The sequence below is a fragment of the Umezawaea tangerina genome (assembly GCF_003002815.1).
In the GTDB taxonomy this organism is placed as follows: domain Bacteria; phylum Actinomycetota; class Actinomycetes; order Mycobacteriales; family Pseudonocardiaceae; genus Umezawaea; species Umezawaea tangerina.
The window spans coordinates 654,311-669,977 of record NZ_PVTF01000001.1; the positions used below are offsets into that span (position 1 = coordinate 654,311).

Annotated in this window: 17 protein-coding genes; 6 read left to right on the forward strand and 11 right to left on the reverse strand. The window is 73.2% G+C overall.

The annotated features are described in order from the left end of the window. The first annotated feature begins 151 nt into the window (after positions 1-151). Positions 152-886, forward strand: a complete 735-nt coding sequence (locus tag CLV43_RS03110) for a hypothetical protein (protein ID WP_211304205.1) — start codon at positions 152-154, stop codon at positions 884-886. On the opposite strand, the gene CLV43_RS03115 is transcribed toward CLV43_RS03110, so the two are convergent. The 6 genes from CLV43_RS03115 to CLV43_RS03140 all read right to left on the reverse strand — a co-directional run bounded on the left by CLV43_RS03115 (position 873) and on the right by CLV43_RS03140 (position 4,850). Then, positions 873-1,478 (reverse strand): LysE family translocator, encoded by a 606-nt coding sequence (locus CLV43_RS03115; protein ID WP_106185390.1) that lies wholly within the window; start codon positions 1,476-1,478, stop codon positions 873-875. The genes CLV43_RS03110 and CLV43_RS03115 overlap by 14 nt on opposite strands. Positions 1,479-1,651: 173 nt before the next feature. After that, positions 1,652-2,518: an IS110 family transposase gene (locus tag CLV43_RS03120; RefSeq protein WP_211304206.1), complete on the reverse strand. Its 867-nt coding sequence runs from the start codon at positions 2,516-2,518 to the stop codon at positions 1,652-1,654. 225 nt (positions 2,519-2,743) lie between these two features. After that, positions 2,744-3,004, reverse strand: a complete 261-nt coding sequence (locus tag CLV43_RS03125; protein WP_106185391.1) for a hypothetical protein — start codon at positions 3,002-3,004, stop codon at positions 2,744-2,746. A gap of 75 nt (positions 3,005-3,079) precedes the next feature. Further along, on the reverse strand, positions 3,080-3,457 hold the full coding sequence (locus CLV43_RS03130; protein ID WP_106185392.1) for a hypothetical protein: 378 nt from the start codon (positions 3,455-3,457) through the stop codon (positions 3,080-3,082). 90 nt (positions 3,458-3,547) lie between these two features. Then, entirely contained in the window at positions 3,548-4,234 is a 687-nt protein-coding gene (locus CLV43_RS03135) for a dihydrofolate reductase family protein (protein WP_211304207.1), read from the reverse strand. Between the two features lie 31 nt (positions 4,235-4,265). Continuing rightward, on the reverse strand, positions 4,266-4,850 hold the full coding sequence (locus CLV43_RS03140; protein WP_106185393.1) for a peptide deformylase: 585 nt from the start codon (positions 4,848-4,850) through the stop codon (positions 4,266-4,268). Between the two features lie 150 nt (positions 4,851-5,000). Between CLV43_RS03140 and CLV43_RS03145 the strand changes: the two genes are divergently transcribed. After that, positions 5,001-5,312: a DUF3263 domain-containing protein gene (locus CLV43_RS03145; RefSeq protein WP_106185394.1), complete on the forward strand. Its 312-nt coding sequence runs from the start codon at positions 5,001-5,003 to the stop codon at positions 5,310-5,312. Continuing rightward, the gene (locus tag CLV43_RS03150; protein WP_106185395.1) at positions 5,309-5,932 is read left to right on the forward strand and encodes a LytR C-terminal domain-containing protein; all 624 of its coding nucleotides are present in this window, start codon (positions 5,309-5,311) and stop codon (positions 5,930-5,932) included. Before CLV43_RS03145 ends, CLV43_RS03150 begins: the two co-directional genes overlap by 4 nt. Before the next feature lie 41 nt (positions 5,933-5,973). Here the strand turns inward: CLV43_RS03150 and CLV43_RS03155 are convergent, their stop codons facing one another. From CLV43_RS03155 to moeA, 5 genes are all read right to left on the reverse strand, one after another. Further along, positions 5,974-8,208, reverse strand: a complete 2,235-nt coding sequence (locus CLV43_RS03155; RefSeq protein WP_106185396.1) for an AAA family ATPase — start codon at positions 8,206-8,208, stop codon at positions 5,974-5,976. A gap of 98 nt (positions 8,209-8,306) precedes the next feature. Next, complete coding sequence (gene pssA, locus CLV43_RS03160; RefSeq protein WP_106185397.1) at positions 8,307-9,284, reverse strand: CDP-diacylglycerol--serine O-phosphatidyltransferase; 978 nt, start codon at positions 9,282-9,284, stop codon at positions 8,307-8,309. Between the two features lie 3 nt (positions 9,285-9,287). Then, a complete protein-coding gene (locus tag CLV43_RS03165) occupies positions 9,288-9,998 on the reverse strand; it encodes a phosphatidylserine decarboxylase (protein ID WP_106185398.1) in 711 nt (236 codons plus the stop codon). A 224-nt stretch (positions 9,999-10,222) separates the two neighbouring features. Beyond that, positions 10,223-11,656, reverse strand: coding sequence for a M48 family metallopeptidase (locus CLV43_RS03170; protein WP_146174626.1), 1,434 nt, complete (start codon positions 11,654-11,656; stop codon positions 10,223-10,225). 317 nt (positions 11,657-11,973) lie between these two features. Next, complete coding sequence (gene moeA / locus CLV43_RS03180; RefSeq protein WP_281262140.1) at positions 11,974-13,173, reverse strand: molybdopterin molybdotransferase MoeA; 1,200 nt, start codon at positions 13,171-13,173, stop codon at positions 11,974-11,976. A 67-nt stretch (positions 13,174-13,240) separates the two neighbouring features. Between moeA and CLV43_RS03185 the strand changes: the two genes are divergently transcribed. From CLV43_RS03185 to CLV43_RS03195, 3 genes are all read left to right on the forward strand, one after another. Further along, positions 13,241-13,903, forward strand: a complete 663-nt coding sequence (locus CLV43_RS03185; RefSeq protein ID WP_106185401.1) for an AIM24 family protein — start codon at positions 13,241-13,243, stop codon at positions 13,901-13,903. Between the two features lie 80 nt (positions 13,904-13,983). Further along, positions 13,984-14,190, forward strand: coding sequence for a cold-shock protein (locus CLV43_RS03190; protein WP_106185402.1), 207 nt, complete (start codon positions 13,984-13,986; stop codon positions 14,188-14,190). Positions 14,191-14,264: 74 nt separating this feature from the next. Then, positions 14,265-15,644, forward strand: coding sequence for a serine/threonine-protein kinase (locus CLV43_RS03195; protein ID WP_106185403.1), 1,380 nt, complete (start codon positions 14,265-14,267; stop codon positions 15,642-15,644). Positions 15,645-15,667: the final 23 nt, after the last annotated feature.

The window sequence follows — 15,667 nt, forward strand, 5'->3', positions numbered from 1 at the left end:
TTCGGCACAACCGCCCTCTCAGCCCGCTTCAGGCGCGAGCTCCCGCGTTTTCAGTTGTCCAGGCCGACCATAGCCACGGTTCGGCACGGCCGGCTAGAACTGATCGGCTTCAGCCGGCGCGCTGGAGGAGATTTCGGCGTACCTTTCTCGCGTGGCTGATCACCAGCCGTTCCCAGCCGGTGCGCGGCGTGGTGAACGACCCGCGGCTGTTTCGGCGTGCCCTTCTTGCGGTGACCTGGCCGGGCGCGGTTACCCGGAGTGCCGGTTCTGCGCCGAGCTGGTCGACCAGGCGTGGCTGCAGGACTGGCAGGCGCTGCTGGCCGCCGAGCAGCTCAGCGAGGGCGGCTCCGGCGAGCGCGAGCTGGCCGAGCTCGTCCTGGACGACGACGAGATCGGCCGCTTCTCGTGGACGTGCACCGACTGGGCCATGACCCTGGTCCGCTGCTCGCACTGCGCGTCCGAACCGGCCACGGGCCCGCTCGACTGCGTCCGCTGCTCCATGGCCGAGGCCACCCGCTGGTCCTGGGACCACTCGGGCACCCCCGACGTCATCACCCCCGAGGACCACGCCCTGCGGGTCGCCCGCGCCGTCCTGCGCGCCCCGCACCGCCACCGCGCCGTCGTCGCCTCCACCTGGCGGCTGCTGATCCCGTTCCTGCTGGTGGGCGAGCTGGCCACCACCGGCCAGATCCAGCGCGTCCGCGCCCACGTGCTCGCCGGGCACTACGAGGAGCTGGCCGCGTGCGCCACCCACGTCCAGCTCACGGGCCTCCCGGAGCTGTACTGGCGCCGCGACGACTCGCACAGGGGCGACCACCAGGTCCGCCTCGACCACCCGCCCCCGCCCCGCGAGGCCGAGGCCGACCAGGTGCCTACCGAGGCGTGAGCACCAGCCGCACCCCGAGCGCCACCAGCACCCCACCCGACACCCGCTCCAGCACCCGCCGCACCCGCGGCCGCCCCAGCCACCCGCGGATCCGGTGCAGCACGCTCACCACCACCAGGTACCAGGCCGTGTCCACCAGCACCCAGACCAGCGCGAACAGCACCAGCACGCCCTTGCCCGCCTCCTCGGCCGGGACGAACTGCGGCAGGAACGAGATCGCGAACACCCCCAGCTTCGGGTTCGCCAGGTTCACCACCAACCCCGCCCGGAACGCCCGCGACGGCAGCTCCTCCACCACCTCGGCCCCCGGCCCGCCCGCCGACAGCAACGCCTTCACCCCGAGGTAGACCAGGAACAGCGCCCCGGTGATCCGCAGGACGTGGAACGCCACCTCCGACGCCGTCAACAGCACCGACAACCCGAGCGCCGCCGCGACCGCCCAGCACGCGACCGCCACCTCCATCCCGGCCACCGTCGCCAGCGCACTCCTGCGCCCGCGCACCGACTGCCGCAACACCAGCGCCGTGCCGGGGCCGGGGGAGAGCGCGATCAGGAACGACGCCGCGATGAGGGCGGCCAGGTTGTCCAGCATGCGGACATCGTCGCTGGCGGGGGCAAGCCGTTTTCGGCTCCGGGGGACCGGCCGGGCTCAGGACCAGCGAAAACGCCATGCCTCGCGCGGACACCCGGTAAATGCCCCCACCCTCACCGGGGGACGGCACCGAGGCCGGTCCACCGGTGGTGGGGGTGTCCCTGTGTTGGTTGTCAAGCTGCAACGGAGGCGGGAACGGCCTCGGCGGAGTGCAGGTAATGGGTGCGGTTGCGCAGCATCGCGTAGAGCACGTCGCAGCGGCGTCGTGCCAGGCGGATCAGGGTGGCGTTGTGTTTCTTGCCCTCGGCTCTCTTCCGGTCGTAATAGGCGCGGCTGGTCGGGTCGTGCAGGGCGGCGAACGCGGCCAGGAAGAACGCCCGTTTCAGCTTGCGGTTGCCGGTCCGGGCCGGATGCTCGCCCTTGATGCTGGTGCCGGAGCTGCGGGTGACCGGGGCGATGCCGGCGTAGGCGGCCAAGTGCCCGGAGGAGGCGAACCCGGAGGCGTCGCCGATCTCCAGCGGGGTGCGGGCTGCGGTCCTGACGCCGATGCCGGGCATCGAGATCAGGACCCCGGCAAGAGGGTGTGCATCAAGGATCCCCTCGGCCTCGCTGGCCAGGTCGTCGTCGAAGCCGACCAGTACGTCCAGTTCGGCCAGGGCGTCGTCGCCGACGTCGACCGTGCGCAGGGTGTGCGGGAGGGTGCGGGCGGCGTCGGCGATGACGAACGCGTCGCGGGCGTCGGGTTTCGCGCGTCCGGGGTAGAGGTCGGCGATGCGGCGCATGGCCGGGCCGGGCAGGTAGGCCACCTGGTGACCGGCCGCGCGGACGACCGCGACCGGCAGCGCTCCGATCGCGGCCGGTTGGTCGACCACCACCAGCGGTGGACCGTGCTGGGCGAGCTTGTCGAACAACGCGCGCAGTTTCGGTTCGGTGTTGGGCAGCGTGGCGTCGTGCAGTCGCTTTCCGGTGGGGGCCAGGCCGACGGCGTGGTGTTCGCCCTGGCCGACGTCCAGGCCGAGGAACACTCGGTAATCGCTCACGGCTCCTTGTCAGGAGCTGCGAAATAGGTAAGGGGGTGCGGGCGGGTGGTCTGGATCCTGGCTGTGGACGGGTGGCGGGGCTGTGGACAACTCGCCGGTGTTGGCCGTGGCTCCGCGAGCCGGCCAAGCGGACGACCCGCGATGCCGAACCGACCAGGCACGACAACCGGACGACCCACCCTTGGGCCACGGCGGTGCGACCACCGCCGTGGCATCGGGGTGGGGTCAGTCCTGCGGCTTGTTCTCGCGGATCTGGTAGATCCGGGCGCGGGTCAGGCCGGTGATCTTGCAGAGTTCGACGACGCGCACGTTGCGGGACAGCTCGGCGTGGATCAGGGCGTCGCGGTGGGCGTGGGCGGTGAGGCGGGCGGCCCTGGCGCGGGTGAGGGCTTCGGTCTGTTCGGCCATGTGCCGTTCCGCGTCGGCCAGTGCGGTGACCGCCTCGAGCAGTTCGGGGTTCACGGTGTCGGCGTTCTCGCGGGGCATGGGTCCTCCGGGAAGAGCGGGCAGGTCTGTCTAGCATTTCGCATATCGCTAGACATGTCTAGTCGGAATGCCCGCCTAGGCTCCGAAGTTCTCCACGAGCCAGGCGCAGAGCTCGGGTTCGGTCATCTCGGGGAACTCGTCGGCGAACACGGTGAGCGAGCGGGTGGCCTCGGCGCGGGTGAGGCCGCGGGCGGCGGCGGCGCGGAAGTAGTCCTGGCGGGCGGCGGTGGGGCGGCCGCCGCCGGTGCCGCGGCCGGGCAGGGCGTCGCGCCAGCGGGTGATCTCCGCGAGCCGTTCCGGCCGCCAGCCCGGTGTGCCGTCGACCTCGACGTCCGGTTCGGGGAACGGGTGGGTGGAGTGGGCGGGGAAGCGGGAGCGCCACTTGTGCACGCCGTGGCGGGTGACGCCCATCGCCTCGGCGACGCCGACGACACCGAGGTACTGCCTGCTCATGGCGCCCCGTTCGGCCAATACTTCGACTCTGACCGAGACCAAGTTACACGACAGCGGCCCCCGCCCGCGGAGGGCGGGGGCCGCCGGTGGTCAGGAGGCGCTGTCGCGCTCGTAGCGGAGCAGCACGACGCCGTTGCCGAACGTCCTGGTGTCGAGGTGGCGCAGGTTGGTGCGGTCGTCGGTCGGGGAGAAGAGCGGCTTGCCGCTGCCGATCAGGACCGGGTGGACGTAGACGTGGTAGCCGTCGACCAGGTCGTGCCTGCGGAACTCGGCGATCAGGTCGGCGCCGCTGAGCGCGAGGTCGCTGCCCGGCTTGGCCTTGAGGGCGAGGACCTCCTCGACGACGACGTCGCGGACGATGGTGGTGTTCCAGTCGGCGTGCTGGAGGGTCTTCGAGTAGACGACCTTCGGCATGTCGCGCCAGATGCGGGCGAACTCCGCGACCGGCTTGCTGACGGTCGGGCCGCGCCGGACGGCGCCCCCTTCCGGCCAGAACTCCTGGACGGGCTCGGCGCTGGCGGCCGGCTTGTCCAGGTTCTCGGGCCAGAACTCGGCACCGCGGTCGGACGCGGACGAGGACGTCCCGTCGGCGGTCGGCCAGTAGGCGGCCATCAGCTCGTGGGTCACGCGTCCGCTCAGGAAGCCGCTCATGCTGCCGAGCTGCTCGTTGAGGTGGGTGTGCAGCTCTTCGTCGACCAGGTGCCAGTCGATCTCCCGGTTCGGCCCCTCGATGTACCCGTCGAGGGATACCGACACCGACACGATGATCTTCCTCAAAACGTCCTCGCTTCGATATGTGGAGAGCGGGTCAGTCCTCTTCCTCGTCGGCGAACGGGTCCTCGGAGGTCGCGGGGTCCCAGGACAGGCCGGGGACGCCCCATTCGTTGGCGCGCATCATGCGCTTGGCCTCGCGCTTGTACCTGCCGACCAGGCGGTCCAGGTACAGGTAGCCGTCGAGGTGGTCGGTCTCGTGCTGGAGGCAGCGGGCGAAGAAGCCGGTGCCCTCCACCTCCAGGGGGTTCCCGTCCGCGTCCTGCCCGGTGACCTTGGCCCACCGGGCGCGCCCCGTCGGGAACGTCTCGCCGGGCGCGGACAGGCAGCCCTCGAAGTCGTCGTCGGGGTCGGGCATGCCCTGCGGGACCTCGGAGGTCTCCAGCACCGGGTTGACGACGACGCCGCGGTGGCGGACGCCCTCGTCGTCGGGGCAGTCGTAGACGAACAACCGCTGGGCCACACCGATCTGGTTGGCCGCCAGGCCCACGCCGTGCGCCGCCGCCATGGTCTCGTACATGTCGGCGATGAGGGTCCGCAGCCCGTCGTCGAACGCCTCCACGGGCTTCGTCGGGTTGTGCAGCACCGGGTCACCGGCGATCCGGATGGGGTGAACAGCCATGGTCGGAGAGCTTATCGGCGTGTCAGCGCGGACGCGCCGACTGATGAAGCGACCCCGATCACGATCACGTGATGTAATTGGCCATTGGGAATCACACGGGATGGGCAGCTTGCGTCCGCAGGTGCTCCGGACCGTGAGGCGAGGAGCCAGATGGACGCCGCAGGGGCACTGGCGCCGGCAGAGGAGCCGGACGACGGTTTGAACGGCAGGGAGCGGGAAATCCTCGCCTTCGAACGCCAGTGGTGGAAGTACGCGGGTGCCAAGGAACAAGCGGTGAAAGAGCTGTTCGACATGTCGGCGACCCGGTACTTCCAGCTGCTCAACGCCCTGATCGACAAGGAGGAGGCCCTCGCGGCCGAGCCGATGCTCGTGAAACGCCTCCGCAGACTCCGCACGGTCCGGCTGCGCGCACGTTCGGCGCGCCGCTTCGGTTTCGAGCCGAATGGTGTCGAGCAGCGATGAGCTCACCGGAATCCCCCAGTTCGTCGCACCCCGCCCGCGCGGCCGGTTTCGCGCTGATCGGCGTCGCCCTGGTGGCGCTGGTCATCGGCGTCGTCACGCTGTTCTCCGGCGGCGGTGACGACACGGCCTCGGGCCCGTCGGACCAGCCGAGCACCGGCGCGCCGTCGGAGTCGACGTCGGCGCCCGCGCCCGCGTCGTCGACGGAACCGCCCGCGAGCTCGGCGCCGCCGACCACGACCTCCGAGACGCCGCCGCCCGCGACGACCACCACCGCGCCGCCCGAGACCCCGCCGACGACACCCGCGGGCCAGCAGGCGGTGGAGAAGCCGCCGGTGCGGGTCTACAACAACAGCACCATCTCCGGGCTCGCCGCGAAGGCGACCGAGGACGTGAAGCGGTCCGGGTGGAACGTCGTCGACACCGGCAACTACTCGCAGGGCCAGATCCCGACGACGACCGTCTACTACCGACCGGGCACACCGGAGGAGGAGTCGGCGAAGGCGCTCGCGAACGTCATGCAGGCGCGGGTGGAGGCCCGGTTCGACGGGATCCAGGCCGCGCACGACGGGATCATCGTGATCGTGACGAACGACTACAAGGGCCCGCAGAACGTGAAGTAGGCCGGTCCGGGTGGTGCGGGAGTCCGCACCACCCCGACCCGCTACTGCTTGCGGGAGTCGGCGTAGGCGGCCAAAGCGGCCAGCTGCACCGGGTCCAGCGACGGGCGCACCGCCTTGCGGGCGCTGGTGAGGTGCGCCGCGGTGACCACGGCGGCCTCCAGCGACTCGCGCATCGCGGTCAGCGCCGCCTCGCGGATCAGGGCCGCGCAGTCCGCGGCCGAGTAGCCGTCCAGCGTCTCCGCCAGTTCGTCCAGGTCCACGTCGTCGGCGAGCGGGGTGTTGCGCGAGGACGCGCGCAGGATGGCGCCGCGGGCCTCGCCGTCCGGCGGCGGGACGTAGACGAGGCGTTCCAGGCGGCCGGGGCGGAGCAGGGCGGGGTCGACCAGCTCGGGGCGGTTGGTGGCGCCGAGGACGATGACGTCGCGCAGGGGCTCGACGCCGTCGAGCTCGGTGAGCAGGGCGGCGACGACGCGGTCGGCCACACCGGAGTCCGAGGACTGGCCGCGGCGGGGAGCCAGGGCGTCGACCTCGTCGAGGAAGATCATGGCGGGGGCGGCCTCGGCGGCGCGGCGGAACAGCTCGCGCACGGCCCGTTCGGACTCGCCGACGAACTTGTCCATCAGCTCGGCGCCCTTGACCGACAGCACGTTCAGCTGGCCGGTGCCCGCGAGCGCCCTGATGAGGAACGTCTTGCCGCAGCCGGGAGGACCGTAGAGCAGCAGGCCGCGCGGCGGTGCGACACCGAGGCGGGCGAACGAGTCGGGGTAGCGCAGCGGCCACAGGGCGGCCTCGGTGAGGGCCTGCTTGACCTCGGTCATGTCGCCGACGTCGTCCAGCGTCAGGCCGCCGGTCTGCAACGTGTCCGAAGTGGACATCGACACCGGGCGCACGGTGTCCAGCGCGCCGAGCAGGTCCTGTTGCGCCACACGGGGTTCGTCCTGGTCGCGTTGGCGCAGCGCGGAGCGGACGGCGGCGTCGCGGCGCAGCGCGACGAGGTCGGCGACGACGAAACCCGGTGTGCGGTCGGCGATCGCGCCCAGATCCACGTCGGACTCGACCGGAACGTCGCGCAGCAGCATGCGCAGCAGCTCGGTGCGGCTGCGGCCGTCGGGCAGGGCCAGGGTCAGCTCGCGGTCGACCAGCTCCGGCACGCGCAGCCGGGGGTCGATGGACTCGGGGTGCGCGCTGGTCACGACGAGCGCCAGGCCCTTGGTGCGCACGGCGGAGCGCAGGATGTCGAGCACGACGGTCGCGACCGGCGGCGGTGAGGTGGCGGGCAGCAGCACGTCCACGTCGGTGAGCAGCAGCACGGCGGGCCGTTCGCTCGACGACGCCGCGGCCACGGCGTCCGCCAGCCGCTGCGCGGTCGCGTTCGCCTCCAGCACGGCGATGCTCGGCGCGGCCAGCTCCACGACGTCGGCGTCCACGCTCTGCGCCACGGACCGCACCAGCGTCGCCTTGCCGACGCCCTCCGGCCCGGCGACCAGCGCCGCGAGCCTGGCCGACGCGCCGAGCTTGGCGAGCAGGTCGGGGCGCAGGAACGTCAGGTCGAGCCACTCGGTGAGCCGCTTCGCGCAGTCGCGCTGGCCGACGAGGTCCGCCACCGGCGGCACGACGGCGTGCTCCACGGCCGGCACGAACGACGGGGAGGCCTCGCGGGCGGTCACCGCGCTCTGGAGCTGGGTCCCGGCGGCGACCACCGGCGGGGCGTCACCGGTGCGGGCGCCGTCGCGCCAGCCGACCACGCTGGACGGCTGCACGGCGACCGGGCCCGCCGGGTCGGTGGCGGTGATGGTGAGCAGCTCGTTGGTCCACGTCATGCCGATCGCGTTCGACAGCTTCCGCCGCGTGGTGCTGACGTCCACGCCGGGCGGCGGCGCGAGGTCCTGCGGCAGCAGCGACACGGCGTCCCCGACGGTGAGCACCTTGCCGGTCAGCGCGAGCCGCAGCGTCTCGGGCGTCAACGAGGTCGTGGCCAGCCGCGACCCGGACACGGTCACCGACCGCGCGCCCGCCACGTCGACGGGGGCCACGACGATCTCGGACCCCTCCACCACGCCGAGGTTCGACAGCGTCACGTCGTCGACCAGCACCACACCGGGCGGCCCGTCGCCGTCACCGGCGGCGGCCAGCGCCGCGCTCACCCGCGCCCCGGTCAGCTTCACCGCGTCCCACGCGCGCAGCCCGAGCGCGTCGAGGACCTCCGGGTGCAGGCGCACGACACCACGGCGGGTGTCCAACGCGGACGGGGACAGCCGAGCGGTCAGCGTGATCACGGCAAGAGCCTAGTGCGAGCACCGCGTTCCCGTCCGGTGTCCCGAGACGACGAAAGGGGCCTCCCGATGTCGGAAGGCCCCTTTCGGACGTGGTGGAGCTAGTTCTGGCTCGGGTCCTTGGGCGTCTGGTCGCGGCGCAGCCCCAGCTGGCGCCAGTTGCGCCGCCGCACACCCGCGTCGGAGCCGGTCTTGGTCGGGTCGACGCCGTTGCGCCGGGGCAGCCTGGCCACCCGCAGCGCCGCACCGGCGACCCGGCCGCGCAACGGCTGGCGCAGCCCGAGACGGCGGTTGGCCACGCCGTGCGCGCGCCGGATCGCCCTGCGGTCCGCGGCGGGCACCTCCCACGCCTCGGGGTGCTTGGCGAGCCAGCGGGAGCGGCGCACGGAGTACGGCAGGTGGCCGAGGTAGACGACCATCGCCGCGATCAGGGCGACCAGCGGGTAGGTGATGATCGCTGCCCCCAGCAGGGCCACCAGCACCAGCAGCGGCGCCACCGCGCGCGGCGGCACCTTGATGGTCTTCACCGACAACGTGGGGATCCTGCTCACCAGCAGCAGGGCGATCGCGACCGTCCACACCGCCACCACGTAGACGTTGGACCACCAGCCGTCGTGGCCCATCTGCTCCTGCACGATCAGCGGCAGCAACAGCAGCAGGCCGCCCGCGGGAGCGGGCACACCGACGAAGAACTCCTTGGCGTACGGCGGTTGTTCGACGTCCAGCAGGGTGTTGAACCTGGCCAGCCGCAGCACCATGCACACCGCGAACACCAGCGCGACGACCCAGCCGCCGCGGTTGGGCTCGAAGCGCCACACGTAGATCACCAGCGCGGGCGCGACGCCGAACGAGATCGCGTCGGCCAGCGAGTCCAGCTCCGCCCCCATCTTGCTGGTGGCGTCCAGCAGCCGCGCGATCCGGCCGTCGAGCCCGTCGAGCAGCGCCGCGGCGGCGATCGCGCCGATCGCCGCCGCCCACATGCCGACGATCGCGAACTGCACCGCCGACAGGCCCGCGCTCATCGCGAGGACCGTGATGGCGTTGGGTAGCAGCCGGATGCCCGGCGTGCTGGGTGCCAAGGATCAGCCCTCCGGGAGCTCGGCGAGCACGGTCTCGCCGCCGATGGTGCGCATGCCCGCCTCGACGAGGGGGCGGCTGCCGCGCGGCACGTAGAGGTCCACGCGCGAGCCGAACCTGATCAGGCCGTACGTCTGGCCCGCGTCGACCTTCTCGCCCTCGACGACCTGGCACACGATGCGGCGGGCCACCAGGCCCGCGATCTGCACCACGACGAGGTCGTGGCCGGAGGTGGTGCGTAGCAGCACGGTGTTGCGCTCGTTGACCTCGCTGGCCTTGTCCAGGTCCGCGGAGAGGAACTTGCCCGCGTGGTAGGACACCTGGCGGATCTCGCCGGCGGCGGGGACGCGCTGGACGTGCACGTCGAAGACCGACAGGAACACGCTGATCCGGATCATCGGGTCGGTGCCGAGGCCCAGCTCCGCGGGCGGGGCGACCTCGACGACGTGCGACACGGTGCCGTCGGCGGGCGCGACCGCCACGCCGGGCCTGGTCGGCAGCACCCGCTTCGGCTCGCGGAAGAACCAGGCGACCCAGGCCGTGACGAGGAACCCGAGCACGCCCGCGCGCTTGGAGAACCGCCTCACCAGGAGACTTGCCACCGCCGCTCCCGCGACGAAGGGGCGGCCCGCGGGGTGCATGGGGGGCACGATGCCCCGTGCGAGCTCGATGAAGTGGGAAACGCCACCACTGTGCTGATCGCGGTCGGAGTTCATTTCGTGGGGAATCCGTTGCTCTTCCGTGGTCGGGCTGTGCTTGGGCCGGCCACACGCTACGCCAAGCGCCCGTGGCGGTCGTCCGGCCGGCCCGCGCGTCCCCCGACTGAACGCGCGGACCGGCTGGACGGCCTGCTGGAGGGTGACGGCTGCGGTTTTGGCGAGCCCAAGGGGCCGCACGTCACGTACCTGCACTGTAATCCGGGTCACATGCGTGATCAATGTCAGTCGGTGAGCGTTCGGTCACAAAGGGAGGCCACGCGCAGGCGTGCGCCCTCGGCCCGGCGGGGGTCGGCGACGGCCGGCGCGACCAGCCCGTCGACGTCCAGGCCGGTGCCGTCGGCCAGCACGACCCGCGGCTCGCCGCTCCAGTCCAGGGCGATCGACGCCCGGCCCGCGCGCAGCAGCTCGGCGACGACCGCGCCGCCCAGCAGCCGGGTGGCGGTGGCGACGAGCTGGTCGGCCGGAGCGCCCGCGGCGATCAGCGGCTCCCCGAGCCGCAGCAGCTCACCCCGGCCCAGCGCGGCGAGCACCTCGTCGGCGGTGCCGCGCTCGGCCGTGCCGCTGGTGCGGGCGGCGTCCGCCAGCACCGAGGCCATCCGCTCCGCCCGCGCCGCGTGCCCGAGGGCGAACACCTCCGGCCAGTCCGCGGCGGGGCCCGCGTCGCGGACCAGCTCGCGCTCCAGCTCGGGCACGTGGTCCAGCAGCGACCACGACGGCCGGTCGTCGGTGGCGGCGTCGCCCGCGGGCACGGCCTCCATCGCGGCGATCCGCTCCCGGACCGCCGGGTGGCTGTCGAACACCGACCCGGACTCCTCGTCGAGCATCCGGACGCCGATCGCGGCCAGCCGCTCGCGGACCTCGGCGTCCCCGAGGAAGGCGCGGAAGCCCGCGAGGACCGGCGGCGTGCGCCCGGCGTCCGGCACGAGCGCCAGGAGCTCCTGGTCGAAGTGCGCCCACGCGACCGACAGCGGGCCGATCGCGCGCAGCGCGGCCTGCGCGGTATCTCGGCCCGCGGCGGCGACGGAGGCCCGGTCGGCGCGCAGCTCCTGCTCGCGGTTGGCCGGTCCGGCGAGCACCGCGTAGAACCGCGCGAACTGGCCGAACAACCAGCCCGGCACCCCGTCGAGCCGGGCGGCGGTCAACCGCAGCGCGTCCTTGGCCCGGTAGGCGGTCGCGGACAGCCGCGGGTGCCCGCCGTGGTGGCCGAGCTCGTGCGCGAGCACCGACCGCAGCCCGCCGACGGACAGGCCCGCCAGCAGGGGCAGGCCGACCACCAGGTGGCGCTCGCCCCCGCGCAGGCCGGACAGCGGGGTCCGCTCCCGCACGGCCGCGGTCACCTCGGGGACCAGCCGGACGGCGTCCGGCGCACGGGTGCCCGCGACCGCGGCCAGCTCGTCGACCACCCGCCACAGCTCCGGCTGCGCCTCGCGGGTCACCGGCACCCCCGGTGGCTCCGGCCCGACCCGGACGGCGGCGAGCACGACCCGGCCGATCGCCAGGGCCACCAGCGCGGCCACGACCCCGAGCCCCACCGCCCCGGCGCCGCCGTGACCCTCGGCGAACGCCCGGACCACCAGCACGGCCGGGCCCAGCACGAGGCCGACCGCGACCACGAGGAAGCCGACCAGCACGGACAAGGCGAGCGCGACGCGCATCGAGACCCCCTGGAACGCCGGCGCCCGGCTCCACCCCTGGAACGCCGGCGCCCGGCTCCACCCCTGGAACGCCGGCGCCCGGCTCCACCCCTGGAACGCCGGCGCCCGGCTCCACTCGGTCGCCGGCCGGGGGAGCCTAGGGCGTGTGTCGAAGTCTCGTTCGATGGGAGTCGCGCCTGAGGTGGTTCCTGGCGGTGCGGCCGACTGGCCCGCATACCTCTGTTGTATGCGGGTCAGTCGGCCGTGCCCCCAGGGGCCGCCTCGGGCCCGGCTACCGCGAACACGGACTTCGACCCACGCCCTAGGGCGCGGGTCCGCTACTCCAGGTACCGGATGGTCACCAGGTCGCCCGCGGCCAGCTCGGTGGTGTCCTCGGGGACCTCGATGAGGCAGTTGGCGACCGCCAGCGCGGACAGCAGGTGCGATCCCGGTCCGCCGACCGGCGTGACGACCTCGCCGGACTCGGCGTCGTAGGCGCCCCGCCGGAACTGGGTGCGGCCCGCGGGGGAGGTGATGGCGGTGCTGATCCTGGCCCGCGCGGTGCGCCGCTCGACGGCGGCGAACCCCATCGACGCGAGCAGCGCGGGCCGCACGAACACCTCGAACGACACCTGCGCGCTCACCGGGTTGCCGGGCAGCGTCACCACGGCGACGCCCTGGTAGCGGCCTGCGCCCTGCGGCCCGCCGGGCTGCATCGCGACCTTCAGGAACTCCACGCCCCGCCCGGTGAAGGCGTCCTTGACCACCTCGTACGCCCCGGCGCTCACCCCGCCGGAGGTCAGCACCAGGTCGACCTCGCCCAGGTGCGGCTCGATGGCGGCGTGGAACGCGGCCACGTCGTCGGGCACGAACCGCAGCAGCTCGGCCTCGCCGCCCGCCTCGCGCACGCCGGTGGCGAGCATCAGGCCGTTCGACTCGTAGATCTGCCCCGGCAGCAGCGGCTCGCCCGGCCCGACCAGCTCGGAGCCGGTGGACAGCACCAGCACCCTCGGCCGCCTGCGCACCGGCAGCCCGCCGAAGCCCAGCGCGCCCGCCAGCGCGAGCTGCGCGGGTCCGAGCACCCGACCGGCCCGGAGCACCAGCGCGCCGACGGCCACGTCGTCCGCGGCCCGCCGGACGTGCGTGCCCGCCTCGACCGCCGTGCGCAGCAGCACCCGGTCGGTGCCGCCGTCGGTGTGCTCGACCTGGACCACCGCGTCCGCGCCCGCGGGCATCGGGGCACCGGTCATGATCCGGTGCGCGGTGCCGGCCTCCAGCGGGGCGACCTCGGTCATCCCCGCCGGGATGTCCTGCGCGACCGGCAGTGTGACGGGCGCCTCCACGACGTCCGAGGCGCGCACCGCGTACCCGTCCATGGCGGAGTTGTCGAACGGCGGGAGCGGGATGGGCGCCACCAGGTCCTCGGCCAGCACCAGACCGAGGCACTCGGCGATCGGCAGGACCCGGACGGGCATGATCCCGACGAGCCCGGCCACACGGGCCTGGTGCTCGGCGACGCTGGCGGGTGTTTTCGGCACGGCACCATCCTGCCGGGCGCGTGCCAGACTGCTTCGACCGACACCGTGGTGAACAGGGGGAAGAACGTTGCAGGTCCGCACGCGTCACACGCCCACGTTCGGCGTCGCCCGGCTGGTGCTGGCCCCCGGCGAGCCGGTGCTGGTCGACCGCGCCGCGTTCGTCGCCAGCAGCTACGGCGTCTCCTTCGACCCGAAGCCGGGCCCGCCGTTCAAGGCGCAGGGCAAGGGCTCGCCCGCCGGGGTGTGCACGGCCAACCACGACGGCGGCTGGGTCGACGTGGCGCCGTCGCTGCCGGGCGACCTGCACGTGCTGGAGCTCGACGGCTCGGCGGGCTGGTGCGTCGCCAGGACCAGCTGGCTCGCGTCCGCGGGCACGGTGAGCATGGACCCGGCCGCGCCGCCGCTGCGCGCGCTGCAGGGCGGCGACGGCGGCTTCCTCAACTACGTGTTCGGGATCGGCCAGGTCGTGCTGACCTGCTACGGCACCCTCGACATCGTGCTGCTCAAGCCCGGTGAGCTGGTCAGCATCGCGGGCGGCCACGTCGTCGGCTTCCCCGAGTCGGTGCAGTGCAGGCTGCGCGCGCTCACCCCGGACGTGCCGCAGTCCATGCGCACCGGGGAGGGGCTGGCCTTCGACTTCGCGGGCCCCGGACTGGTGCTCACCCAGACGCGCAGCCCCCAGCACCTGGGCAGCTGGCTGCGGGGCAACCCGATCGGCTCCCGTTCATGACTCCGTAAGGAGGTACACGCGGGCTGTTCGTTCTTCTAGCGTTGCGGTTTGCCTCGCGTTTTTGCGCTTAGGAGGACGTCTTGGCGATCGGCACGGTCAAGTGGTTCAACTCGGAAAAGGGCTACGGCTTCATCGCCACCGACGGAGGGCCCGACGTGTTCGTGCACTACTCCGCCATCCAGATGGAGGGGTTCCGCACCCTCGCCGAGGGGGACCGGGTCGAGTTCACGATCGAGGCGGGCCGCGACGGCCGCAGCCAGGCCTCGGAAGTGCGGCGCGCGTCGTGATCCGCCGCAGGTGAACGCGCTGCTTCGGTGGAACCGCCCGCGGCCCCGATCAAGCGGGCGTTAGGCTGCCCCGCGTGTCGGAGGACCTGAGCGGGCGGCGGCTTGGCCATTACCGGATCGATGGCGTCCTCGGCCGGGGCGGCATGTCCGTGACCTACCGGGCCACGGACGTCAGACTCGGCCGCAAGGTCGCGCTGAAGGTCATCGGTGAGCACCTCACCGCTGACGCCGAGTTCCGCGAGCGCTTCGTCGACGAGGCCCGCAACACCTCGGCGATCGACCACGCGAACATCGTGCCGCTCTACGACTTCGACGAGGTCGACGGGCTGCTCTACATCGCCATGCGGCTGGTCGACGGGTCCGACCTGGCCAGCCACATCAAGGACGGGCCGCTCTCGCCCGCGCGCACGCTGACGCTGCTCGGCCAGGTCGCCGAGGCGCTCGACATGCTGCACGGCAAGGGGCTCGTGCACCTGGACGTGAAACCGGCGAACGTGCTGGTCACGACCAAGGAGGCGGTGCGCGAGCACGTCTACCTCGCCGACTTCGGCCTGACCAGGCGCGGGGCCACCGGCCACCGCACCCGCACCGGCGACTTCCTCGGCTCGCCGACCTACGCGGCGCCCGAGCACCTGCGCGGCGAGCCGGTCGACGGCCGCACCGACGCCTACGCGCTGGCCTGCATGCTCTACGCGTGCCTGAGCGGCAGGCCGCCGTTCCAGGGCGGCGTGCAGGACGTGATCCAGGGCCACCTCGCCCAGGAGATCCCGCCGCTGAGCTCGCTGGTGGTGCTGCCGCCCGCGATCGACGACGTGCTGCGCCGGGGCACCGCGAAGGACCCGAACCAGCGGTTCGCCACCTGCCAGGAGTTCATCAACGCCGCCCGCGGCGCGCTCGCCCAGGTGCAGCGGCCGGGCAACCCGCCGGAGCGCAGGCAGCCCGGTTCGGCCCAGTCCGGAGCCGGCCAGTCCGGCGGCTCGCAGCCGCCGTCCGGGTCGATCCCGGTGCAGCAGCCGGTCGCGCAGCCCCAGCAGCCGGCCGCGGGTCCGCCCAGCGGCGGCGTGCCCGTCCAGCAGTACCAGCAGCAGCCGCAACAGCCCCAGCAACCGCAGCAGCAGGTCCGCCCGCCCGCGTACCCGCAGCAGCCCCCGTCGCCCTACCAGCAGCAGCACCCCGGCTCCCAGGACCCGGTCCGGCTGCGCCCGCCCGCCCCGATCGGCACCAGCGCGTTCGGCAGCACGGCGAACACCCGGCCGGTGTGGTTCCTGCCGGTCGTGGTCGGCGTGATCGCGGTCGCGCTCGTCGTGATCCTGGTGATCCTGCTGTCGCCCAGCGACGAGCCGCCGAGCGACTCGCCGGGGTCGACGTCGACCAAGCAGTCCATCCAGGTCGGCGTGCCCTCCGGGAGCAGCAAGCCGCTGCCCACCAGCGTGCCCGTGAAGACCAGCCGCTGACCTGCGCTTCTTGCACTCGACCC

Bases quoted from the DNA above. Each gene is read 5' to 3' on its own strand.
- CLV43_RS03170 (WP_146174626.1), bottom strand. From the start codon at position 11,656: ATGCGCGTCGCGCTCGCCTTGTCCGTGCTGGTCGGCTTCCTCGTGGTC.
- CLV43_RS03115 (WP_106185390.1), bottom strand. From the start codon at position 1,478: ATGCTGGACAACCTGGCCGCCCTCATCGCGGCGTCGTTCCTGATCGCG.
- CLV43_RS03140 (WP_106185393.1), bottom strand. From the start codon at position 4,850: ATGGCTGTTCACCCCATCCGGATCGCCGGTGACCCGGTGCTGCACAAC.
- CLV43_RS03145 (WP_106185394.1), top strand. From the start codon at position 5,001: ATGGACGCCGCAGGGGCACTGGCGCCGGCAGAGGAGCCGGACGACGGT.
- CLV43_RS03130 (WP_106185392.1), bottom strand. From the start codon at position 3,457: ATGAGCAGGCAGTACCTCGGTGTCGTCGGCGTCGCCGAGGCGATGGGC.
- CLV43_RS03165 (WP_106185398.1), bottom strand. From the start codon at position 9,998: ATGAACTCCGACCGCGATCAGCACAGTGGTGGCGTTTCCCACTTCATC.
- CLV43_RS03125 (WP_106185391.1), bottom strand. From the start codon at position 3,004: ATGCCCCGCGAGAACGCCGACACCGTGAACCCCGAACTGCTCGAGGCG.
- CLV43_RS03150 (WP_106185395.1), top strand. From the start codon at position 5,309: ATGAGCTCACCGGAATCCCCCAGTTCGTCGCACCCCGCCCGCGCGGCC.